The following is a 23,008-nucleotide window of genomic DNA, read 5'->3' as shown; positions in this document are numbered from 1 at the left end:
CTCTCCATTCAATTTTTCTTAAATCCCATCATGACCCCAAAACCGATACCTAGAACAATTAAGGATGTTCCCCCTTGACTCAAAATCGGCAATGGGATACCCGTTAACGGCAGTATGCCGATCGCCGCTCCGATATTTTCAAAAATTTGGAACAGTAAACTAAAAACAAAAGCGGCGGCAATATATAAGTTCGCTTTATTATTCGTTTTGATTGCTGCGTAAAGGATTTGATAAAACAAGTAGAAATAGAGAAAAATAACCAAGGTTCCTCCAATAAAGCCAAAGCTCTCTCCAACGACTGTAAAAATCATATCCGATTCCCGAACAGGAACATAAACTGACGCTTGTCCTTCCCCTCGTCCAAATAATCCGCCAGAACCAATCGCATAAAGACTCTGTACTTGTTGATACGCGATGGAATCGCGATATTGAAAGGGATCGACCCACGCTCGAACCCGATCTAATTGATACGTCTTAAAATGCAGCCAATAAAGCAGTTTATTTCCCCACTCGCTAAATACTAAAATCAGTAACGCACTTCCTAAAGCTGCAGCTGCGCCAGTGATCGTAACAAGAATTTTCCAGTGAACACCAGAAATAACAAATAGCGCCCCTAAGATCGCAATAAAGACCAAACTTGTGCCAAAATCTCGCTGCATAAACATCAGTAAAAACGTCGGTAAACTATATAGTAAGATTTTCCCTATATAGCCAAGATCATTTCTCAAGCTTCGTTGCGGCTGATTCATTTCGTCGATCAATGTTAGTCGAACCATAAAAAGAATGAAACTAAGCTTCATTAATTCTGAAGGCTGAAAAGAAAAGCCACCGATTCGCAGCCACCGTTTCGTGTTTGTCACCGCAAACATAGCGGGGTCATGAAACCAATATAAAAGAGCCATCAAGCCCAATGAAAGAACATAAAAAAGCGGGGCATATTTCAATAAATGAGACGTTGTAATGCGACTCACTATCCCCATTGCCGCTAATGAAAGCAAGCAAAAAAGAATCTGTTTCATCATTACACTTTTCACATCGACACCATCCAGCTCAGCTGCCAATGATTGAATACCGATACTAATTAGATAAAACAAGAAAAGCGGTAAAAATAGAGAATAATTAAATTCGTTGCTCAAACGTTTCATCATGTGTTTGGACCTCCGAAGATAATTTTAAGCAGATACCAAGAGCTGCAGAAAGAATCAAATAGCTAGTTCCGCCATAACTAATAAAAGGCAGAGGCACGCCCGTCATGGGTATCAGACCTAAAATACTTGCGATATTGATGCTTGTTTGGAACAATAACAAACTTCCCACACCGAAATAAATCAAACTAACTTGCTGGTTGCCTTCCTTCGATGCCAATACAAATAGACGAAGCGCAATCAAAAAAAGCAACGCCAATACGAATAACCCAACAATCACGCCTAACTCTTCAACCAAAATCGAATACACAAAATCCGTTTCGGCAACTGGAAGATAGCCCTTTTTGGTGATACTATTTCCTAGACCTCGACCAAAGAAGCCGCCATTATAAAGAGCATAATAGGAATTGCTCATTTGAAATCCTTTTCCATAAGGATCTAAAAATGGATCTCTGACTAATCGAATACGATCATAAGTATGAGCGAACAATTCAGGCAATAGATGATGACTACCCAGAAAAAGAATCATGCCGCCTGTCAAAACAATCCCCATAAAAATCGTTAGAAAGAGAATCACCGACAACTGATATGGTAATTGCGCAGTAGTTATGATTATTAATGCGATCCCCCAAATAATAATTGCACCCGTTACCTTTGGCTGGAGCAAAATCAATAATCCACTAAGTAAGACAAGGCCACAAGGAACCAACATTTCATGTCGTGTCCGTTTCACTCGGAAAAAGTAAGCTAAATAAAGAATTAATGCAACATTTGTCACTTCCGATGGCTGGAATTGGATTCCTAATATAGACACCCATCTCTGTGCACCATTAATGCTGACGCCCGCTATTTTTGCCAGCAGCAGACTAACTAACCCGATCACTAGCAATCCTTTTGCTAGTATTCCCTTTGTCAAAACATTGCTTTTCACATGAAAAATGAACGCAATAAGTAACCAACTCAGCCCAATAAAAATCGCTTGCTTACTAAATAATGTTAACGGGTTTTCTCCTTCAGCCATCAGGCGATAGGAACTCGCACTGAAGACAATTAAAAGACCGATTAGACTAACTCCCAAATAAGGTAGCAACAATAGCCAATCGATCTTTCTTTTTTTTATCATGTATAGCTCTCCCTTCATCAAGTAATTGTTTGAGACGAGAGAGTCCACAGTAAATAACCTAAAAAAAAACACCAAACGTTAGCAAAAAAACTAACAAGTCTGGTGTCTCACACAATCAATCTCATCGTCTGAGTTTTAGCACTAAACAACGTAAAGAATTCCTTCTTAGCTATTTTATGAAAAGCCTTAATCCGACAATTCCTGTTTTACACATTGGCGTCTTTCGACGTTTCTGCGCAATAGCTTATATTTGTTTAGGAGCCTCACCTAACAAGTTTACTTATATTTACTTTCACAAAGAATACTACTTTTTTTATACGTAAATAGCAAAAAAAATCGTCATACCTTACGTCATCTTTAAAATCGCTTATGAAATCCTTTACTAAAAATTTACTAGGAAAAATATTCTTTTTATGATATTCAAATCGAAAAAAAAGTATCCTAGCTAAAATTAACTAGGATACTTCTTTTAAATACTCTTTTTCAACCATTCCTGATAAACCTGCAACTGCTTTGTCGTATGGAAGAAATGCTCTCCTTCGTTAAAAACAGTTAATGAACTATTGGGTGTTTCAGAGAACTTTTCAATCGTTGCTCTTGAGGTCAGATTATCTTTGCTGCCATAAAGAATTTTTGTTGGAGCTGTCCAATTAATCGGATGCTCAACAACATACTTATAGTAGTTCCATTCCAGTGTCTTGATCGGCGTTTCGATAATCTTTTCCCGTTGCAGATCGGCTTTGGTTAATCCCGACCAAAGCAGCATATTTTCGATCAATTCCTGCATATCAACGATTGGTGATAGGAAGAGACTGTGTTCGATCGGTTTATTTTGACACGCTAACATACCAAAATAGGCCCCTATACTGCAGCCAAATAACGAAAATGTTTTTGTTTGCTCTTCCAGTTCATGCAAAATTTTATTCACATCGGCTACAACATTTTGCGGGTTTAACGCATAGTCAACTCCCTTTCGGTCGCCGTGTTCTGGCAGATCAAAGCTCCAAACTTGATATCCATTTTGTGTGGCAATCTCAGCCAACAATTGAATGACGGTATCTTCCTTATGAGATTGATCGCCGTGAAATGCTAAGATTATCTCATCGCTTGATTCTCCCCAACAAATAACAGGAATCTTTTTGATATTCTTTTTTTCTCTTTTCATCTAAGCCTCCTCAATTTGTAAACCTAATCCAGCCGCAATGGTCATAGCTTGATAAGAATTCACTTTCAATCCTTTTAGATGCTCCATCGAAAAAGCTATCTTGCTAAATTGATTCGTAGTAAGATCCAATCCAGATAGTTTTGTCCGCATCCAGTTGCTATTATCCAATTCATTATTGGACAAGAATAAATGCTTCCAAGTCACTTCAAAGAATTCGCTGTCCGTCATTTGACAATTTTCAAAGGCGACATTTTTTAAATTCGTCGCACTATATGAGCCGAAATTAATCACACAATCCTTGAACTGACAATCCCTTAAATAACTCTCTGCGAAATTACAACCAGTCAATTTACAGCTTTCAAAAATAACCTGATGAAAGCTGCCACCGATCCATTCCAGATTTGAGAAATCACAATTCTTAAAAATTACATTACTCGCTTCAAATCGATATAATTTAGTCCGCTGCATCGTGATTTTCTCTAAAATCGAACGACGTAACACTAAATTTTCACAGGTTAAATAACTATAATCAAAATCCGTGCCATGGACATCCTCAATGGTTGCTTCATCTTCCAAGTAAAAATCCTCAGAGAAATTTTTCGGTAAAATCGGTGGTGCAGGATAATTCTTTTTCATTGTCTTGCTCCTTGTTCATTTTAAAGTATTAATTTTTTATCAAAAATTAATTTTAGTTTCTCGCCGTATATCATTCTGCTAAACTGCTCATTTGTGATCATCCTCAGAAACGCATTTTTCTTTTGCATTCTTAGACGCTGCAAAAAGCAGAACTGACATCCTTGTTCATTTTAAAGTATTAATTTTTTATCAAAAATTAATTTTAGTTTCTCGCCGTATATCATTCTGCTAAACTGTTCATTTGTGTTCATCCTCAGAAGCGCATTTTTCTCTTGCATTCTTAGACACTGCAAAAAGCAGAACTGACATCCTTGTTCATTTTAAAGTATTAATTTTTTATCAAAAATTAATTTCAGTTTCTCGCCGTATATCATTCTGCTAAACCGCTCATTTGTGATCATCCTCAGAAGCGCATTTTTCTCTTGCATTCTTAGACACTGCAAAAAGCAGAACTGACATCCTTGTTCATTTTAAAGTAATGGAATTACACCATAGATCATTCTTCTAATGCTTAAAATTTACAGCTACATCTATCCTCATTCAGGACTGCTTACAGTTTCCCACATTCATACAAAAATCTCTACCCTCAATCGCCCTTTTTCTTTTATTAGAAGCAAATAAGAGCTTTTTGTTTTGAAGAATGATAAAATTTAGCAATGAGGTGAATCTATTGAATAAAATAATCAAGGAATGGCTTCCTGTAGTCATTATCATAGCATTGATATTTTTAGCCAGGATGTTTGTTTTCTCTCCGGTAAAGGTTGAAGGACATTCGATGGACCCAACGCTTCACGACAAGCAGCGTCTAGTCACATCAAAAATATCTAATCTAGATCGACAGGATATCATCACTACGAAGGAACCAGACAATCAAAATATGTATGTAGTAAAGCGAATCATCGGCTTACCTGGAGATCATGTGCAGATGAAAAACAATGTACTTACAATCAACGGCAAAGAATACGCCGAACCGTATCTTGATGAATTTAAGGAAAAGTTCAAAAAGGACAAGCTTAATGAGGAATATTCCTATAATACTGCGTTTCAGGAACAAGCAGCTAATGCTGACAGTTTTACCAACGATTTTGAAGTAACTGTTCCAAAGAATCAGTATTTCGTTTTAGGAGACAATCGCTTGATTTCTAAAGACAGCCGAATTTTCGGCTTCGTTGACAAATCCTTGATCCAAGGAAAAGTGGTTGTACGTTTCTGGCCGTTAAACGAAATCAAATTATTCTAACTATTTTCCGAAAAAGCCATGTCGATTTCTCGTCATGGCTTTACTTCTTACTTTGTAATCTTCTGATTAAGAATTTTTTTCGGACCTAAAATCTCAACATGATGAATTTGCTCAATCGTCAAATGAATTGCGCCTCGTTCCTCTTCATTTAAATAAATTTGTTCTTCTTTTTGTCCAATAAGCCTACCTACCAAATCATCTAAATAGTTTCCTTCATCATCTAGAGCCTCCAGCTGGATAGTGATTCGTTTATTTTGCAAATATGCCTGCTGCAAAACTGCCCCGATTTCTTCTAAAGACATTGGTTCTTTTTCACTATTGATGTGGTTTCGTTCTTTCGACTCTTTATTCAGTACGGCGGTATGATCAGAAAGATAAAAACCGATCCATTTTATCATTCCGCGATCCTGATAAACCTGCTTTGCCTCCATAAATAACCTTTCGGCACTTTCATCATCATAAATCATCCCTAATCCATTCCTTCCATTCCACCGGCATGACCGCCAACCAAACCGGCTCGTTTGATTGCTGTAGCTCCTTCATTTAACGAATGTGCCCGCACAATCGAGCTGAATTTATAACGACTGCGTATTTGAGCGATAACTTCATCAATTTTTTCTTCTTTGATCGTTTGCTGCGGATCTTCGAACAAATTTAACTGTAGATTTCCTGCTGGTCTCAAAGAGGAAACTGTGATAGAAATATTACGGACTTCAGAATGATCCCAGTATTTTTCAAACAACGCAAAAGCTACTTTTGTTAGTTCGCGCGCTTGATAGGTCGGTGGAATTTTTAATTGATGATGAAACCCTCCGCGTTTTCCGCTGCCAAAATACGCATAGGCAATTCCTAGATGCAGTGTACCGCCTAATACATCGTTCTTTCGTAATCGTTGTGCGACCTGTTCGCAGATTTCAGCGATAACAGTTAGAATATCACCTTTATGAGCATAATTTTTTGGTAAAACCTGTGAGTTGCCAATCGATTTTTCCTTAGTAGGATACAAATCCTTTTGCGAGAGAACAGAACGATCAATCCCCCAAGCATGCATATAATGCTGCATCCCCATCACACCAAAATGATTTTTCAAGACAAAGGGGTCGGTATGAGCCAAATCACCCATGGTATACATACCCATCATTTGGTAGCGACGCTCCATCCGATTGCCGATTCCGCAAAATTCGCTTAAGCGAAGCGGCCAAATTTTCTCAGGCACATCTTGATAATGCCATTGAGCAAACCGCTCTTTAGTAAGCTTGGCCTCATTATCCATCGCGATTTTCGCTAATAAAGGATTGTCTCCCATCCCTAACGAAGTATAAATACCAACTTTTTTAATAATTTCGTTTTGAATCATTTTTCCAACTTCCGCCGAACTTTTGCCAAATAATTTCCAGCTATGGGTCAAATCCCCAAATTGTTCATCAATGCTGTAGGTATGAATGTCTTCTTCTGCCATATACGAACGAAAAATCTCTTGGATACGCATGTGATATTGAATATAGAGTGTCATCCGCGGCGGTACAATGTGAAGTTTGGGATGATTAGGAATTTCAAATCCCCGACTAACATTACTGATGCCTAAAACTTTTTTCGCCATCGGGCTTGCTGCTAAAACCAACCCCTCATTCTCGCGATCCCCACTCATTACAACTAGCAGATCATTCAACGGATCTAAGTCATGCTCAATACACTCCACACTGGCATAAAAGCTTTTCGAGTCCATACAGAAAACATCTCTGACAGGCTCCCCTTCGTACACATTCATCAAAACCACCTCCTTAAAAAACAAACATACGTTCGCTTTAAGTTTAAATTTATTCTGAATTTTTGTCAATCGTTAACCTATGAAGATTTAATAAGAAATTTTCCAAAGGATTTTGACTGATAAAACAGATAAAAAAGACGTTCTAAGCATCTTAATCATGCCTAAAACGTCTTTCAACGTATAAATCTTATACTACTTTTTTACAAAAATGGCCTCCAAAACACTGTAGAAAATGCCAGCCATCACAAAAATCATCCAGCTCATACCCCATGCCCCGCTCAAAAACGACCAGCCTAAATAGATCATCACAACAATTGGCCAATAGACTCTCTCCAGCAAATGCTTCGTACGTGCTGAGTCACCATATTTTGCCTGCATCGCATTGGGGCCTAATTCATCTTCATCAGCGATAAAGTATTTTTCCTTAATAAATTTATCAAAGCTATTGTAATTGATACTGCCGTAAATAATTAGAAACACCCCAATTGCCAAAAAGAAGAACATCACGGGAATTCCGTATTCCGCGTAGGTAAACATTTGGAAAAAGAAAATCGGCGAGATACTTAATACACACAGACAAATCCCAAATACTAAGCTGACTTGAAAGCTTTTTTGATACCCCTTTTTCAACTTTTGAGCCTCTTTATTCGTGTCAATCGGGATATAACGATCATTTAATTCTGAATTATTTTTTGAAAACTGCATCCCATTATAAATAATAATCCCAACACTGATAGCGATCATAACAAAAAACAATAAAAATCCCATCATCTCAGAACCACGGATGCCCAATCCAATCAATGCTCCAACCGCAAGCAGGCAACCACTGATCCCTAAGCTTAAACCCATTGCATCTTTCTTACGTTCGGTCAAATACTGATACATCTCGTCTTCGTTGATTCCATTTTCCGGTTCTTTTTCACGAGAAGCAAATTCTAATTCTTCACGTAATTCATCAACGGAGCCAAACTCACTGATTACCTGACCAATCGCTTCGTGCTCGCTCTTTCCTTCATCTATTAACGCTAAATAGTGATCTTCCATTATTGTTAAAATCTCTTGTTTTGCTCGCAAGACTTCTTTAGTTTTTGGAAATTCAAGAAATAATGTCTCTACATAATTTTTGATCGTATCCATTTTTTACCCTTCTTTCATAAATCGGTTCACAACTTTTTTGGTTTGCTTCCATTCATCTCGCTTTTCTTCCAAAAAAGCCAGTCCTTTATCTGTAATCTGATAATACGTTCGTTTTTTACCATGGGTAATTTCTCCAGGATAAGAATGGATATAGCCATTTTTCTCCAAACGATTGAACGCCGAATACAGTGTCGTCTCCTTGATGACATAGATTTCTCCGCTTACATCTCTAATTTTCTGGGAAACAGCATATCCGTAGGAATCGCCATCCTTAAGTACGGACAAAATGATGACATCATTGTATCCGCGAATCCCATCGCTAGAAATCATTTTGCCACCTCCTGAAATTACTTCATCTGTCGTTGTAATCATTGTACGCTAATTACTACGACAGGTAAAGTAAAATATTTTTGAATTTTCGAAAAATATTTTCAAAACAGTAAAATTAATCAATGAAAGCGTTGAACTATCACTATTCTTCCAGCAATGATCTAAAAAGCATTTTTTTCAATCTAGTGATATGATCTTACTGACTATATAAATTTTAAGATAAAAAGGAATTGAAACTTATGCAAAAAATCGCAATCATTGGCGGCGGCATCATTGGGATGACACTGGCAAATTATTTAGATCCAAAAAAATATCAAGTAACGCTTTTTGATGATCCTACTGGACAAGCAACAAAAGCCAGTGCAGGGATTATCTCTCCTTGGCTGTCCAAACGCCGAAATAAGCAGTGGTATCGATTAGCCAAAGATGGTGCGGCTTTCTTTCCAAAATTGATCCAAGATTTCCAGCTAGATCATACGATCTATCAGCAATCTGGAACATTGCTTTTACGTCCCGAAAAGCAAATAGCAGAGCTACGAGCATTGGCAGAAGAACGCAAAAAAAGCGCACCAGAAATCGGTACGATCAAGCAGCTGACTGGCGAACAGACACAGCAAGAATTACCCTTACTAAAACCCTTGCCAGCTCTTAAAATTAGCGGTGGCGGTCGCTTAGATGGAAAGGCCTATTTGATTCGAATGCGTAAATTAGCGCAAGAAAGCGGCGTTAAGTTTATTTCTCAACGTGTTCAGTTAGCAAATATACAGTCCCTCACCTATGGCGATAACCAAGCAGCTTTTGATCAAATTATTTTAACTGTCGGCCCTCATTTAAAAGGATTATTAGCTCCTTTAAACTACCAAGTCGATTTACGTCCACAAAAGGGGCAGCTCTTAGTATTTGAAACGGTTTTTAACTCTAGCGGAAATTTCCCGGTAGCCATGTTAGATGGCGAAGCAGATTTGATCCCCTTCTTAAATGGAAAAATTTTACTGGGCGCAACACATGAAAATGAAGCGGCTTGGGATTTGTCAGAAACACCAGAAGCTTTTGAACAACTCACAAATAGTGCACGGGATTTCCTCATGGAACCCGAGAAATTATTAACTACACCCTTTCATTATCGAGTTGGGACACGCGCATATACGTCTGATTATGCCCCCTTTTTTGGTCAATTGGATGATCATTTATTGGTTGCTAGCGGGCTTGGCTCCTCTGGGTTGACGACTGGTCCGTATATTGGCTATTTATTGGCTCACTATTTGAATACAGGTGAAGCGAACTGGCAAGTTTACCAAAAAGAATTGTCAACTTATATTCAGCGCAAAGAAACGCCGGAATCAGACTAAGATTCCAGCGTTTCGTTACATTGGTCTTAAGTTTTTCTCTAATCGATCAATCATCCAGGCTAGTCGTTTGGTTCTTCCAGCCTTAGTTTTAGCATCTAAGTAGGCTCGGGTATAGGTTTTCTTAACCGAAGGCGGCATATTTTCAAAATTCTTTGAAGCCTCGGCATTTTTCTTCAGCAACGCTGCTACTTCCGCAATTTGTTCATCTGTAATCGCTGATGGCTTCGTCGCATTCGCCCACTGGCCATTTTGCTTTGCTTCTGCGATTTTTTCTCGCCCTAAATCTGTCATTAAGCCTTGCTGCTCCAGCTTATCCACAATTTTTTTATTTTTTTCAGACCATTTACTATTTTTACGTCGTGTAGCAAAATATTTCAGATAAGAGTGTTCATCAACCTTTTTCATCACCCCATCTATCCAGCCAAAACATAGCGCTTCTTCCAATGCTTCCCCAGCTTTTAGACTTTTGACTTGCTTTGTCTTACCAAAAACCAGCCATACACCGCCGCTGGTTGTCGCATTTTCCGTGAGCCACGTTCGAAAGTCTTCTCGTTTTTCAAAAAGTAGGTTATTCTCCATATTAATTATCCATTCCTAAAACGACTGGTGTGGATTTGAAGCCGATACCCATTCGGTCAATCCCCATATCAATTAGTTCTAAGAAATGCTCCCGCGTACGAATACCACCGCTTCCTTTGATCTTGATTCGACCTTTGCACTGGTCCATCATGATCTGGATCACTTCATTAGTTGCTCCTTTACTCTCATAACCCGTGATAAAGCCAGTACTTGTTTTAACAAAATCAGCATTCGCCGCAATCGCACATTCGCATGCTTGACGAATTTGATCTTCATTTAATGTATCCGTTTCAAAAATAACCTTCACTGCTGTCCCATGAGCATGGCACGTCTCCACGATGATCTTCAGCTCTTTGGTTACTTCATCATATTTTCCACTACGAATCCAACCAAAATTCGCGACAATATCTAACTCATAAATATCCTCTCGCTGACAATACGTCTCTGCCTGCAACACTTTGGAGGCAGTCGTACTCGTCCCAAATGGAAAATCACAAACGACACAAATCTTGGTATCGGTTCCTTCTGTCATCTCCGCTGCGATATCCAAAGAAGATGGGTTTACACAAACCGTTGCGCAATGATAATCAATGCCCTCTTGAATGTATTGTCGAATCTCTGCTTCCGTAAAATCCGGCTTCAATACGGACTGATCAATATACGCGCCCAGTTCCTCAACGGTCATTTCACTCGCTTTTTTCATGGTTGGATCCCTCCCGTTTATTTTCACCATATCTGCCATACTTTTGGATAATTAAAAAATAGGTATCTTCCCCAAAAAGGCAGCTTAGGCATTTTATGTAAAAAAACTATACTTATAAAATAAGTATAGGATAACCTCAAGGCTTTGTAAACGCTCACTTAGCTAAGTTGCTCTATTTACCACCGCTTGTTTTTTTAATTGATTTTTTAAATCATCTAACGATACATTTTTAAAATCTTCATTTTTCATTCGTTTGCGATAAGCTGTTGCTGTTTCTCCAGTCAATTTTTTAAACATTCGGCTAAAAACCACAAGACTATTGAAACCAACCTGCTCAGCAATATTCTCGACGGACTCATCTGTCATAGAAAGTAAAAAAGCGGCTCGATTGATTCGTACCCCCAGTAAATAATCTCTGATACTAATATCCATGTGATTACGAAAGACTCGTGATAGATGACTGCGATTAACCGCTAACCGCCGGGCGATCTCTTCAACGGTCACATGCTCTGCGTAATGAGCTTCAATGTATTCGACAGTCGCTACCGCCAAAGGTGAATAAACCTTTTTATTACCTAAGTGACTCTTGCCACCATCTTCTAAGAGAATTGCTAAAAAACGATAGGTCAATTCATTTAAATGCAGCTCATTCGTGAGTGTTTCCTCCACAAATGGCAAACAAGCTAGGATAGTATTGATATATTTTTGCGTATCTGAAGATACCATCGTGTATTGATCCTTTTTAAACTGTGAATGGTGAATAATCTCGTCCGCTGCGGCTCCGCCAAAAGAAAGCCAACCATACATCCACGGATCTTCCCCATCCGCCAAATAAAAGGTTGAGTCACCAGGACGAATCAAAAACAAATCACCTTTTTTTAAATGATACTGTTGATTTTTCACTTGATAGGTTCCCTTCCCCTCCATTACGATATGCAGTGTATAATTTTGCCGAATCGCAGGTCCAAAAGCGTGAAAGGGCAGCGTTTTTGAAATTCCGCAATAATCAAAATGCAGATCGGTTTTCAACTGACGCTGTTCCTTTTTTAAAAAAATTGCCTGTTCCATCACCAGTACCTCCATCCTAATCTTCACTCTAAAGTATACATGAAAATAGTATATTTTTTGATAGTATTCACAACTATTGAATCACATCCAGCTACTTCTGGTTTGCTGCTAAAGGAAAAGCACAAAAGAATGATTCCTTTAGAAAATTCTTTTGTTATTCTTGATTGTCACGATACCCTTTTTACTCACTTGGACGCTGAAAATTTATCGAAGCACATGGTGAGCTTTGATTGCATGTTGCAGTATGAATTGAGTATTGTATACTAAGGATATTTCTATCTTATGAATAAGGAAGGTTTAACAATTTGATTTCAGGTATTTTTATTTTATTAGGTTTTTATTATTTCTATTTGGCAAGAAAATCCAGCACCTTAACCAGCTCAGCGAGAACAAAGAAAATCGGCATGTTTCTTACAAAACTCACAGTAATTGTGCCATTGATCGCTCTTGCAGTTTTTGTCATTTTATTTATGACTATTTTATCTGGTCGCCTGATCGAAAGAAGTTCCCATGCATTAATTTTACTCGTCTTATGGCTAATACTTACAAATTGTTACGCTTGGCTTCTCACCTATTCTGGCGATAAGAACTTTTTAATCCAAACCATTGCAGCAGCAATGTGTTCTTTGATTTGTATTGTTCTAGTAACACCATTGGAAAGGTATGATTTACTTGTTTATGATTCTATTGGCAACTTTTCCTTTGTAATTGGTTTTTCTGGCTTACTTCTTTTTTATCTTAGCCATTATTTTAGAAGACCCGCTCATTTGTAGAAGGCCTTCTATCTATTTTTGAGAAAAAATGCAACAAAAAGTTAAATAGTCGTCACAGAAAGGCGTTTAAAAAAAAACGATTTCTTGATAAATTGATTTCAGGGAATGATGATGCTTTTCTTAGAACTTGTCACTTAATCAAGAAATCGCTAAACTTATTAAGACACGAGAAATTTTCCATTACACAAAAAAAGCGAGGTTTTTTTATATGCAAATTACAGAAAAAGATTTTGGTCAAGGTTATCACTTAATTAGCATCGAAAATGAATCCGGTTTCCACTTATCAGTAACTGATTTAGGCGCACGAATCGTCAGCCTTGGACGTGACAAAGAACTAATTTTAAACTTTGATTCAGCTGAGGAATATCTAGAAAAGGATGCCTTTATCGGCGCATCAATCGGTCGAACGGCTGGTCGAATCGAAAATGGCCGCTTCACACTTGATGGAAAAGCATATCAAGTAGCAATCGATCCGGAAACTGGTCATTCTCTTCACGGTGGTAAACCAGGATTTGAAACGAAGAAATGGGACTATACGATCGAAAATGGCGATCAGGAGTCATCCGTTATTTTCACGATGACTAGTCCTGATGGCGAACATGGTTTTCCTGGAAATGTATCGGTCGAGGTTCGACATACCTTGACACAAGAAAATGTTTGGCGCGTGACAACAAAGGCGGTCAGTGATCAGAACACCTTGTTCAACCCCACCAATCATGTATATTTCAACCTGACAGGCGATCCTACTCAAGCAATCGATGAACACAAGCTCTGGCTAAATAGTGACTCTGTTGCTGTTCTGCGACCAGATACCATTCCTACTGGCGAGATCATGGCTGTTACTGGAACTCCTTTTGATTTCCAAACAGAAACGACTTTAGCGGGCATGTTCACTAGTGACTTTGAGCAAAAAAATCTATGTAACGGCTTGGATCATCCCTTCTTCTTAAAGGAAAGCGATTTGAACAAACACGCAGCAAAACTGACTAGCCCTGATGGAACCGTTGAACTAACTGTCTCAACAGATTCTTCTAGTGTTGTCATCTTTACCGCCAACTTTGGTGAAGATGGACCGATGATGCAAGGAAAACAACTCGCTCATCACGGCGGCATCACTTTTGAAACACAGGTTGCACCAGGAGCAGAACAATTTTCTGAATTCGGCTCCATTAAACTGCCTGCGAACACGCCATTTGAAACGATTACTGAATATAAAATAAACTTGAAAGAAGCGAATACACATGGAAATTAAACGCGAATTAAACACAAAATTTGCTGAAACTTTTGGTCCCAAAGAAACGACCCAATACTTTTCACCCGGACGGATCAATCTGATCGGTGAACATACCGATTATAATGGTGGTCACGTCTTCCCTGCTTCCATCACTTATGGAACCTATGGTATAGCGGCTCCTCGCGAAGATAAGAAAGTTTTGGTTTATTCCACTAACTTTGAAGATATTGGTGTCATCACCTTTGACGTCGATCAATTGGACTACGATAAAAAAGACAACTGGGCCAACTATGCAAAAGGCATGGTCTTAAAACTGAAGGATGCCGGTCATAAAATTGATCATGGCTTCGAGCTATTAGTAGAAGGGACAATTCCAAATGGTGCTGGGCTGTCCAGCAGTGCTTCCTTAGAATTATTAGTTGGAGTTGTTTTAGAAGATTTATTTGATTTGAAGACCGATCGTCTTGAGCTAGTAAAAACAGGAAAAAAAGTCGAAAATGAATTTATCGGTGTCAATTCAGGGATTATGGATCAATTTGCCATTGGCTTTGGCGATATCGATCAAGCGATTCTGCTGGATACCAACACGTTAAAATACGAAATGGTTCCAGTAAAGCTTGACGGTTACGCAGTGGTGATCATGAACACCAACAAACGCCGTGAATTGGCAGATTCCAAATACAATGAACGTCGCAGCGAATGTGAGGAAGCACTTGCTCGTCTGCAAAAGAAACTGGACATTCAAGCATTAGGAGATCTAGATGAAGCCACTTTTGAAGCAAATATTGATTTGATTGGCGACGACACCTTGATTCGTCGCGCACGCCATGCTGTAACCGAAAATCAACGAACTTTAGAAGCAAAGGCAGAATTAGAAAAAGGCAATTTGGAAGCCTTTGGAAAATTGTTGAATGCCTCTCACTATTCACTTCGCCATGACTATGAAGTAACAGGAATCGAGCTGGACACCTTAGTCGATGCGGCTCAAGCTCAAAGCGGTGTCTTAGGTGCTCGAATGACAGGTGCCGGCTTTGGTGGATGTGCGATTGCTGTTGTCAAAGAAGAAAATATTCCAACCTTCAAAAACAAAGTCTACGACAAATACATGGAAATTGTTGGTTACGCGCCAGATTTCTATGTCGCACATATCGGCAGTGGAACAACAAAGATCGGTTAAACCTTAAAGTAATGAACGCCTCTATCCATCGTTTTGGGTAGAGGGCGTTTTTTGTTATCAAAGAATTTCGCCTTCAAACTATCTTTCGTCTACAATTATGGAAAAGGAGTCTTTCCCATGTCGAGCAAACGATCCATCTTAGAAAAGAAACGGGTTTATATTCCCTTAGCAATTTTTCTCGGCGTTTTAGGATTCACCCCAATGCTCGTTTCCTTATTAGGAGTAAAATCTGAGGATAAACTAAATAAAGACTATTACTCAAATGCTGAAGAACCATTTTTTCAATCGATAGATAAAGACTGAACTTTACTATATTAAACTAAAAAAATTGGAGCTTATGATGATTAGACGGATTGAAACAATTACTGACGCAGATTTAGAAACCATTTCATCTATTTGGTTAAGGAGCAATTTGGAGGCTCATGCTTTTATTGACCGGAATTATTGGCTCAAAAATTATCAAACAGTTAAGGCGTCCCTCACTACCGCTGATCTTTATGCCTACTATCATAACGAGAAAATCATCGGCTTTCTTGGCTTGATTGACGAGTATATTGCTGGAATCTTTGTATTGCAGGAATACAGATCATTAGGAATTGGTGGGCAATTATTGGCAAGAATAAAAGAGAAGCATTCAAAATTATTATTAAGCGTTTATCAAAAAAATGAACGTGCTGTTCAGTTTTACTTAAAACAAGGTTTCACGATTCTAAAGGAAACAACAGATTATGAAACAATTGAAGAAGAATTTTTGATGGAGTGGATTCTTTGATCCTCTCACAACTAAAATCACTGTAACTTGTAAAAAGTGAAATTTTTCGGATAATCTTTCATTCAACGACCGTTTCTCCTCTTTTTTTCATTTTGGGTTTCTTAATAGAACTCCTACAATTCTATTCCCAAGCTTAGCTATAAAGATTTCTTAACTTCTATATTACAAAATTTCAGAATACGATTTTTTTCAAAACATCCATTTTGACGCGGTTTCCTCAAAAGCATATACTTTCTTTAAAGAGGTGATCCTTTTGAACCTGAAAAAATTCAATAATATGTATACCTATATCGCTATTTCCTATTTTTTCGTTTCACTTTTCTTCGCCTTTCAATCGGGTGCGGTCTTAAAACTAGCAAGCTTCTTCTTTCTAATTTCATTTGGTATCAATGCCTTCAAATCAATCAAAGAAGCTCAAAATCGTTAATCTGATTTTCATAATCTCATATTATTTATAATCATCTAATCCCTTTTTTTCAAATTATCTCTCAATTGTTTGTGTTAAAATGGTAAAATACGATTCAAACAAGGAGGTTCTGATGAAAAAAGATTCTGGGTTAGTTTATGGATTTGGTGCATATATTCTTTGGGGCATCCTGCCGCTTTACTGGAAACTGCTAGGCGGTGTCAGCTCTATTGATATTTTGTTTTATCGAATTATTTGGTCTCTGATTTTTATGTTGCTTTACATGATTGCATTACGAAAGATGCCTACTTTTATTCAAGAGGTCAAAGTACTTTTAAAAAATCGAAAAAAGGTTCTCGCTGTTATTATGGCGGCGATTTTCGTCTCATTAAACTGGGGAATCTTTATTTATACGATGTCAATTGGACAAGTTCAACAAGCTAGTTTAGGCTATTATATTAATCCATTACTAAATGTACTGGCTGGTGCTCTCTATTTAAAAGAGCCGCTGACGAAGCAAGCCAAGCTGGCTAGTCTTTCGGCACTAACTGGAGTGATATTATTGACGCTCCAAACCGGTGTTTTCCCCTTCAATTCGCTTTTTTTAGCAGCTAGTTTTTGTTTGTATGGATTAACAAAAAAACAGTTGCAGTTGAGTTCTGCAACAAGCATCACCTTGGAAACATTGATTATTGCGCCAATCGGTCTAATCTATTTGTTTTTTATTTCACCGACTGGATTCATGAATTATTCAATGAGTACAAATGTATTGTTAATGGGGGCCGGTGTGGTAACGGCAATTCCTTTGCTACTTTTTGCAACTGCTGTGAAGAAGCTATCTTATATAACGCTCGGTTTTCTCCAGTATGTGAATCCGACCATCATGCTAGTGATGGCAATCTTCCTATTCCATGAACCATATGCCTTGCCGCAATTCATTGCCTTTGCCTTTATTTGGTTAGGTATTCTGATTTTTGTTGCCGGAAATTTGATTCAAGTACGAAAAAAAGGGCTTCGTCCATAAAGACAAAGCCTTTTTCTAAACACTATACAAACTTCAATAATCCTATGGTCTCAATGCTTAATAATTGAACTCATGTAATATCTCACCTGATCTGAATACTTTGCTCATCTTAACTTTTGCATAATTTGTTGCATAGCACAGCGCTTCTCGACGAGTATTGAATGTTTCCTCGGTCATTTCTCCGACAATCGTTTCTACCTGAACTAAGTATTGATATTCCATATCTTTTCCCCATTTCTTTTCAAAACACGCAACCATCATTTGTATTATCATAGCGAGTTTTCAAGGGAATTTCAATAACCAATGTAATATTATATGACATGAGATAAAAATAATTTGAAAAAAGCAACATTTCACGTAATATTTCTTTACATACGCTTGGACATTAAAAAAGATTCAAACGACATTACGCTTGAATCTTCATAAAATCTCCATTAATGATTTGCTTGAAATTCCTTAATATTTGCAATGACTTTTTGAGCCAAACGAACTTTTGCCATCGAAGTTAGACCGGCGTTGGTTTTTCCGGCAAAAACATTCGGTAACCCTATCACTTCTTCGCCTAATCCTGCTTCAGTATCACTAAACGCATAGTTCCCAGGTTCTGCCAACCATTTTTTTAGCGCTGGCACTTCATGAGACGGCGCAATCGAAACATTCATCAAAATTTTCCCATTGCCAAACTGATTAAAAGCTACTTCATCTAATAGGACAACATTTTTATTCAGACAAGTAATTAAGATATCTACCTTCTCTAACAGCTCATCTAAGGACAAATAAGTCATATTCAATTCTTTTTCAATTTCAGGTTTGCGCGTTCGACTATAATAATTGACGTTCATACCAAAGAACTTCATCGTTTTCGCCAATAAGCTGCCGACTGTTCCCATGCCCACAATGCCGACTTTGACATCGGTCAATTCCATTGGCTCATCCTTCCACATCGCAGGTCCGCGCCCTTGTAATAAACGAACCAATTCACTGATGGCATATTCCTTCACACCTTCATCGCCATAATCACGAACGCCTGTTACCACGATCCCTTTTTTCTCTGCATGGAGAATATCTACGTTCGCATTTTCTGGCGCATACAAGCTAGCACAAATTCCAATATAACGAATATTCGGGCAAGCATCTAAGACTTCCTTATCAATAAAGCTGGTAAAACTCAACATCACACAATCTGCGTCACCTATTCGATCGATAATTGTCGCTGCATCCGTCGGAATATCCTCATAAAAAAAAGTTTCTTCTGCTAGATCCTTGAGTTTTTCATCCCATTCAGGTAATAATTTGGTTGGCTCGATCGCCACCATTTTTTTAAATTTCTCCATATCGGCCTCCTAAGTAACTCTATTCATCTCATGATACGTCCTAAAAAAACTCTCGTCAATGAAGAAGGATTTAAGACATATAAAATAAGATGATCCCAACAGCAATCAAGTTATTGATATAATGAACAATAATCGAATACCAAATATTCTTTTTCACTAAATAAATTGAGCCAAAAATGATTCCAGAAATAAAATAGCTCACAGTAAAACTGAAACCATGAATCACTGAAAACAAGCTTGCTGATAGGATAAGCAAAAGAAATTTTGTCCACTTACTTCCTGACAATGGAATCATGCAATATCGAAGGATCATTTCTTCGAAAAATGGACCATAGGTTATCGCTGACAATAGATATATCCATGAAACACTCACATTCTCATTGGTTCTGCTCCCTGTGTCAAATAACCAATTGGTTAAACAAAGTAAAAGCATTCCTATGACAACGATAACTAGAATTTCTCTCCACTTGAGCTTTTTAAAATCTTCAATCAATGATTTTCCAAACAATAGAATGACAAGAATAAGAAAGGCCGGTGTAACAAGCACTCTCAAAGCAAATAAATTTTCTGGGAGCCCTATTCCCGGAATAAACCAATCCAACATAAAATAAAGAAACGCGATTCCCCACTTCAACGCCATCTACATTCCTCCTACTATTTTCTCATCCCCCCAAAAAAAGATGACCACGCACGGTCACCTTCTTTTACGCTAAATCTTCATCTAAAATTGTTCCTTTGACAACCATATTCGTGTCACCAATTAAATAAAGGTCATCCTCGACAACATTCACTTGAAGCTGTCCACCTAAGACTTCAATTACTACTGGATCACTTTTGACCAGACCTTTTTTAGTCAATGCATATGCCGTTGAGCCGGTTCCGGTACCGCAGGCCAAAGTGAAATCTTCCACACCTCGTTCATAGGTGCGCTCTACCACCGTTTGATCAGACAATATATCATAGAAGTTCACATTAGCGCCTTTTTCGAAGGCCGAATGATTTCTCAATTTTCTAGCGAATTTAACAATTGTTTCTAATTCAGTCATAGCTAAATCCGGTACGTGAACAACTAAATGAGGAATCCCTGGATTCCCCAATTCAACATAATCCACGGTTACCTCTTTTCCATCAACCTGAATCACTTTATCTCCTTCAAAAACGGTTGGTGAGTTCAACTGTACGCGATAGGCCCTCTTGTCCAAACGTTCTGCTGGCACATCACCTGCAATTGTTTCAATAACCATATTCTCTTTCGCAATACCCGTATCATATGCCCAGCGCGCCACACAGCGAGCGCCATTTCCGCACATTTCTGCTTCAGAACCGTCAGCATTGAAAAAGCGAGCATAAAAATCACCGGAACCGCGGGCTGCCTCTACCGCGATCAAAGTATCTGCTCCAACGGAGACACGACGAGTACAAACACGAGCCGCAAATTTGGTCAATTGTTCACTGGCAAAGTTCAGTTCTTGATTGTCGATCAAAATAAAATCATTGCCGGCACCTTGTAGTTTATAAAAAGGAATGTTCATTCATCCGCCTCATTTCAAGAGTCTTTATTTCAAAAATTCAGGAATTTCTTCATTTTGAATCATCTGATCCAAGGTCTGTCTTTTTACGATAATTTCGGCTTGTCCTGCTTTTGTTAACGCAACGGCTGGAATCGCTAATTTGTTGTAATTGCTTGCCATAGAATAGCCATAAGCTCCCGTTGAAAAAGTAGCAAAAATATCGCCAGCTTCAACCACTGGCAGCTCAATATCTTTGACCAAAATATCCGTACTTTCACAGGCCTTACCTGAAACCGTCACTTTTTCCGTTGCTTTAACATCTGCTTTGTTGGCTAAAATTCCTGTATACTCCGCATCATAAAGTCCCGGACGAATATTATCGGTCATCCCACCATCGATACTGACATATTTTCGCAATCCAGGAAGCTCTTTGATCGCACCAATTTTGTGTAGGCTGATCCCTGCTTCAGCAACGATACTCCGGCCTGGCTCAATCACAACTGCAGGCTGCGGTAAGTTTTCTGTTTCGCAAAAAGCCAATACTTTTTCCATCATAGGATCTGTAAAATAACTAAAAGGCTTTGGCTGATCTGCATCTGTGTAGCGAACACCGAAACCGCCGCCAAAGTTCAATTCCTTGATTGTATAGTCAAAACGGTCTTTTACCATTTTAACCAAATCTAAAGCAATTTCTACCGCTGCTAGATGGGCATGATTATCAAATAATTGACTACCTACATGGAAATGAAAACCTAAAAAATTCACTTCTGGTGTTTCAATCGCATGTTCGATTTGCGGGAACAAGATTGCCTCATCGATCGGAATCCCAAATTTTGAATCCTTTTGTCCTGTCGAAATAAATGAATGAGTTTGAACATTGACTTCAGGTGTGATACGGAACAAAATATCCACCACTTTTTGTTTTTCTTTGGCGATTGCCGCAATCAGATCAACCTCCTGCAGACTGTCGATGATGATTCGACCAACGCCATAATCAATCGCCATTTCTAGCTCTTCGATTGATTTATTGTTGCCGTTCATTTCAATATGCTCTGCGGGAAAATCAGCTTTGATCGCCGTGTACAATTCACCATCAGAAACAACATCTAAAGAAAAGCATTGCTTTTCAATAATTTTTAGCATCGCAAGCGTTGAGAAAGCTTTGCTGGCAAAAGCCACACGAACATTCTCATATTTTTCGACAAAATCTCGCTGCAGTTCTTGGCACTTCTTTTCAATCATGGTTTGCGAAAACACATATAACGGAGTTCCAAATTTCTCTGCTAAAGCAACAGTATCGCAACCATCCCACATTAAATGACCATTTTTAGTTTCAAATTCCATCGTAAGCCCCCTCAATTAATTCTCGTTCAATCCAGCAATTAAGTTTACATAGGTTTGAATCCCTAGTAACAGATTTACCTCATCAAATTTCATCTTTCCACTATGCAGCGGATACGTATAGCCCTTTTCTTCATCACGAATCCCTAAGAAGAAAAACATCCCAGGAATCTCCTGCTGATACCAAGAAAAATCTTCTGCGATTAAATATGGTGGAGTTTCCACGTAATAATCAGCCGCAACCTTTTCCAATTTCTTCACCATTTCCGGATCGTTATCAACGACTCGATACATATGATTGAAATCAACCACTGCCTCACAGCCATAGCCTTTAGCAATTTCCCCGGCTACTAATTCCGTCCTTCGAACGACTTCCTCATATACGGCATCATCAAAGGCCCGCATTGTTCCGTGTAAAACAACTTCCTTAGCGACAATATTCATCGCCTCGCCACCGTGAATTGTTCCAAAGGTCAACACCACGTTATCCAATGGTCCGATATTTCGTGCTAAAATACTATTCAAACCAGTAATCACACCGCCAGCAGCAACAATTGCATCTTCTCCGAGCTGCGGCTGTGCGCCATGTGTGCTGACGCCCTTGATTGTGATCGTCACCTCAGCATTACGCGCCATCATTGGCCCTGGTCGACAAGAAATTTTTCCTGCTGGAAGATCTGGAAAGACATGCAATCCCACGATTTCTTCTACACCTAGCTTTTGTAAAATACCGGACTTCATAATTAATTCCGCACCACCTGGTCCTTCTTCCGCCGGCTGAAAGACAAAGACAAGCGTTCCTTGAATTTTTTCTGGATACTTGTGTAAATAGGCAATGAAACCTAGCAGCGTTGCCATATGTCCGTCGTGACCGCAGGCATGCATTTTTCCAGGTGTTTTTGAAGCAAAATCATAGCCCGTTTGTTCTTCTACAGGCAACGCATCAATGTCTGAACGAAAGGCTAACGTTTTACCTGGTTTGGTGCCGTGTAAGACCGCGATCGTACCTGTCTCAATGACTTCATAAGTCTCTGTGACACCAAAGGATGCCAACTTCTTTCGAATATACGCTGCCGTTTGCTTTTCCTCCAATCCTAATTCGGGGATTTGGTGCAATTCGCGGCGCATAGTAGTGACTAACTCTTCTAACTCTTTGACTTCCGTATCGATCATCGTCTCACTCATTTCCATAA

General features: G+C 38.7%; 26 protein-coding genes and 1 riboswitch. Of the genes, 9 read left to right on the top strand and 17 right to left on the bottom strand.

The genetic code is table 11. The features are described from left to right. Positions 1-8: 8 nt before the first annotated feature. From KQI58_RS03455 to KQI58_RS03440, 4 genes are all read right to left on the bottom strand, one after another. Entirely contained in the window at positions 9-1,148 is a 1,140-nt protein-coding gene (locus tag KQI58_RS03455) for an FtsW/RodA/SpoVE family cell cycle protein (RefSeq protein ID WP_216406493.1), read from the bottom strand. Further along, positions 1,120-2,268 carry an FtsW/RodA/SpoVE family cell cycle protein gene (locus tag KQI58_RS03450; protein ID WP_070504975.1) on the bottom strand — a complete coding sequence of 383 codons (1,149 nt, stop codon included), beginning with the start codon at positions 2,266-2,268 and terminating at the stop codon, positions 1,120-1,122. Before KQI58_RS03450 ends, KQI58_RS03455 begins: the two co-directional genes overlap by 29 nt. Before the next feature lie 113 nt (positions 2,269-2,381). Then, positions 2,382-2,550: riboswitch (M-box (ykoK) riboswitch) on the bottom strand. Between the two features lie 187 nt (positions 2,551-2,737). Beyond that, positions 2,738-3,433: an alpha/beta hydrolase gene (locus KQI58_RS03445; RefSeq protein ID WP_216406491.1), complete on the bottom strand. Its 696-nt coding sequence runs from the start codon at positions 3,431-3,433 to the stop codon at positions 2,738-2,740. After that, entirely contained in the window at positions 3,434-4,069 is a 636-nt protein-coding gene (locus KQI58_RS03440) for a pentapeptide repeat-containing protein (protein ID WP_070504977.1), read from the bottom strand. Positions 4,070-4,739: 670 nt separating this feature from the next. Here KQI58_RS03440 and lepB point away from each other — a divergent pair. Continuing rightward, the gene (lepB, locus tag KQI58_RS03435) at positions 4,740-5,309 is read left to right on the top strand and encodes a signal peptidase I (protein WP_176675433.1); all 570 of its coding nucleotides are present in this window, start codon (positions 4,740-4,742) and stop codon (positions 5,307-5,309) included. A 47-nt stretch (positions 5,310-5,356) separates the two neighbouring features. Here lepB and KQI58_RS03430 read toward each other — a convergent pair whose 3' ends face one another. The 4 genes from KQI58_RS03430 to KQI58_RS03415 all read right to left on the bottom strand — a co-directional run bounded on the left by KQI58_RS03430 (position 5,357) and on the right by KQI58_RS03415 (position 8,544). Next, positions 5,357-5,776 (bottom strand): hypothetical protein, encoded by a 420-nt coding sequence (locus KQI58_RS03430; RefSeq protein ID WP_216406488.1) that lies wholly within the window; start codon positions 5,774-5,776, stop codon positions 5,357-5,359. Between the two features lie 2 nt (positions 5,777-5,778). After that, positions 5,779-7,077, bottom strand: coding sequence for a Y-family DNA polymerase (locus KQI58_RS03425; RefSeq protein WP_070503253.1), 1,299 nt, complete (start codon positions 7,075-7,077; stop codon positions 5,779-5,781). A gap of 192 nt (positions 7,078-7,269) precedes the next feature. Then, positions 7,270-8,214, bottom strand: a complete 945-nt coding sequence (locus KQI58_RS03420) for a permease prefix domain 1-containing protein (protein ID WP_016178245.1) — start codon at positions 8,212-8,214, stop codon at positions 7,270-7,272. Positions 8,215-8,217: 3 nt separating this feature from the next. Continuing rightward, a complete protein-coding gene (locus KQI58_RS03415; protein WP_048718059.1) occupies positions 8,218-8,544 on the bottom strand; it encodes a PadR family transcriptional regulator in 327 nt (108 codons plus the stop codon). 239 nt (positions 8,545-8,783) lie between these two features. Between KQI58_RS03415 and KQI58_RS03410 the strand changes: the two genes are divergently transcribed. After that, entirely contained in the window at positions 8,784-9,893 is a 1,110-nt protein-coding gene (locus KQI58_RS03410) for an NAD(P)/FAD-dependent oxidoreductase (RefSeq protein ID WP_216406486.1), read from the top strand. 15 nt (positions 9,894-9,908) lie between these two features. On the opposite strand, the gene KQI58_RS03405 is transcribed toward KQI58_RS03410, so the two are convergent. The 3 genes from KQI58_RS03405 to KQI58_RS03395 all read right to left on the bottom strand — a co-directional run bounded on the left by KQI58_RS03405 (position 9,909) and on the right by KQI58_RS03395 (position 12,243). After that, positions 9,909-10,472, bottom strand: coding sequence for a YdeI/OmpD-associated family protein (locus tag KQI58_RS03405; protein ID WP_216406484.1), 564 nt, complete (start codon positions 10,470-10,472; stop codon positions 9,909-9,911). A 1-nt stretch (position 10,473) separates the two neighbouring features. After that, complete coding sequence (gene deoC / locus KQI58_RS03400; protein WP_216406482.1) at positions 10,474-11,175, bottom strand: deoxyribose-phosphate aldolase; 702 nt, start codon at positions 11,173-11,175, stop codon at positions 10,474-10,476. Positions 11,176-11,337: 162 nt separating this feature from the next. Further along, positions 11,338-12,243: an AraC family transcriptional regulator gene (locus KQI58_RS03395; RefSeq protein ID WP_016178240.1), complete on the bottom strand. Its 906-nt coding sequence runs from the start codon at positions 12,241-12,243 to the stop codon at positions 11,338-11,340. A gap of 305 nt (positions 12,244-12,548) precedes the next feature. Here KQI58_RS03395 and KQI58_RS03390 point away from each other — a divergent pair, with 305 nt between their 5' ends. The 7 genes from KQI58_RS03390 (at position 12,549) to rarD (ending at position 17,629) form a co-directional block, all read left to right on the top strand. After that, on the top strand, positions 12,549-13,016 hold the full coding sequence (locus KQI58_RS03390; RefSeq protein ID WP_216406479.1) for a hypothetical protein: 468 nt from the start codon (positions 12,549-12,551) through the stop codon (positions 13,014-13,016). 208 nt (positions 13,017-13,224) lie between these two features. After that, positions 13,225-14,268, top strand: coding sequence for an aldose epimerase family protein (locus KQI58_RS03385; RefSeq protein WP_216406477.1), 1,044 nt, complete (start codon positions 13,225-13,227; stop codon positions 14,266-14,268). Next, a complete protein-coding gene (locus tag KQI58_RS03380; RefSeq protein ID WP_216406475.1) occupies positions 14,258-15,427 on the top strand; it encodes a galactokinase in 1,170 nt (389 codons plus the stop codon). Before KQI58_RS03385 ends, KQI58_RS03380 begins: the two co-directional genes overlap by 11 nt. A gap of 117 nt (positions 15,428-15,544) precedes the next feature. Continuing rightward, entirely contained in the window at positions 15,545-15,730 is a 186-nt protein-coding gene (locus KQI58_RS03375; RefSeq protein ID WP_216406473.1) for a hypothetical protein, read from the top strand. A gap of 37 nt (positions 15,731-15,767) precedes the next feature. Next, positions 15,768-16,199: a GNAT family N-acetyltransferase gene (locus KQI58_RS03370; protein WP_216406471.1), complete on the top strand. Its 432-nt coding sequence runs from the start codon at positions 15,768-15,770 to the stop codon at positions 16,197-16,199. A gap of 253 nt (positions 16,200-16,452) precedes the next feature. Beyond that, the gene (locus KQI58_RS03365) at positions 16,453-16,626 is read left to right on the top strand and encodes a hypothetical protein (protein WP_155856972.1); all 174 of its coding nucleotides are present in this window, start codon (positions 16,453-16,455) and stop codon (positions 16,624-16,626) included. 112 nt (positions 16,627-16,738) lie between these two features. Further along, a complete protein-coding gene (gene rarD / locus KQI58_RS03360) occupies positions 16,739-17,629 on the top strand; it encodes an EamA family transporter RarD (RefSeq protein WP_216406469.1) in 891 nt (296 codons plus the stop codon). Between the two features lie 57 nt (positions 17,630-17,686). Here the strand turns inward: rarD and KQI58_RS03355 are convergent, their stop codons facing one another. The 6 genes from KQI58_RS03355 to KQI58_RS03330 all read right to left on the bottom strand — a co-directional run bounded on the left by KQI58_RS03355 (position 17,687) and on the right by KQI58_RS03330 (position 23,006). Beyond that, on the bottom strand, positions 17,687-17,851 hold the full coding sequence (locus KQI58_RS03355; RefSeq protein ID WP_016178233.1) for a hypothetical protein: 165 nt from the start codon (positions 17,849-17,851) through the stop codon (positions 17,687-17,689). Positions 17,852-18,063: 212 nt separating this feature from the next. Further along, positions 18,064-18,963 (bottom strand): NAD(P)-dependent oxidoreductase, encoded by a 900-nt coding sequence (locus KQI58_RS03350; RefSeq protein WP_016178232.1) that lies wholly within the window; start codon positions 18,961-18,963, stop codon positions 18,064-18,066. A 70-nt stretch (positions 18,964-19,033) separates the two neighbouring features. Continuing rightward, positions 19,034-19,603, bottom strand: coding sequence for a CPBP family intramembrane glutamic endopeptidase (locus tag KQI58_RS03345; protein WP_216406467.1), 570 nt, complete (start codon positions 19,601-19,603; stop codon positions 19,034-19,036). Positions 19,604-19,667: 64 nt separating this feature from the next. Then, the gene (dapF, locus tag KQI58_RS03340) at positions 19,668-20,495 is read right to left on the bottom strand and encodes a diaminopimelate epimerase (protein WP_216406465.1); all 828 of its coding nucleotides are present in this window, start codon (positions 20,493-20,495) and stop codon (positions 19,668-19,670) included. Between the two features lie 24 nt (positions 20,496-20,519). Beyond that, the gene (gene lysA, locus KQI58_RS03335; protein ID WP_216406463.1) at positions 20,520-21,818 is read right to left on the bottom strand and encodes a diaminopimelate decarboxylase; all 1,299 of its coding nucleotides are present in this window, start codon (positions 21,816-21,818) and stop codon (positions 20,520-20,522) included. A 15-nt stretch (positions 21,819-21,833) separates the two neighbouring features. Continuing rightward, complete coding sequence (locus tag KQI58_RS03330; protein ID WP_016178229.1) at positions 21,834-23,006, bottom strand: M20 metallopeptidase family protein; 1,173 nt, start codon at positions 23,004-23,006, stop codon at positions 21,834-21,836. Positions 23,007-23,008 lie beyond the last annotated feature (2 nt).

It is taken from the genome of Enterococcus raffinosus, assembly GCF_018917525.1.
Classification (GTDB): Bacteria; Bacillota; Bacilli; order Lactobacillales; family Enterococcaceae; genus Enterococcus_A; species Enterococcus_A raffinosus_A.
The sequence above is the reverse complement of the archived record's forward strand: the minus strand, read 5'-3'. Positions and strand labels throughout refer to the sequence as shown.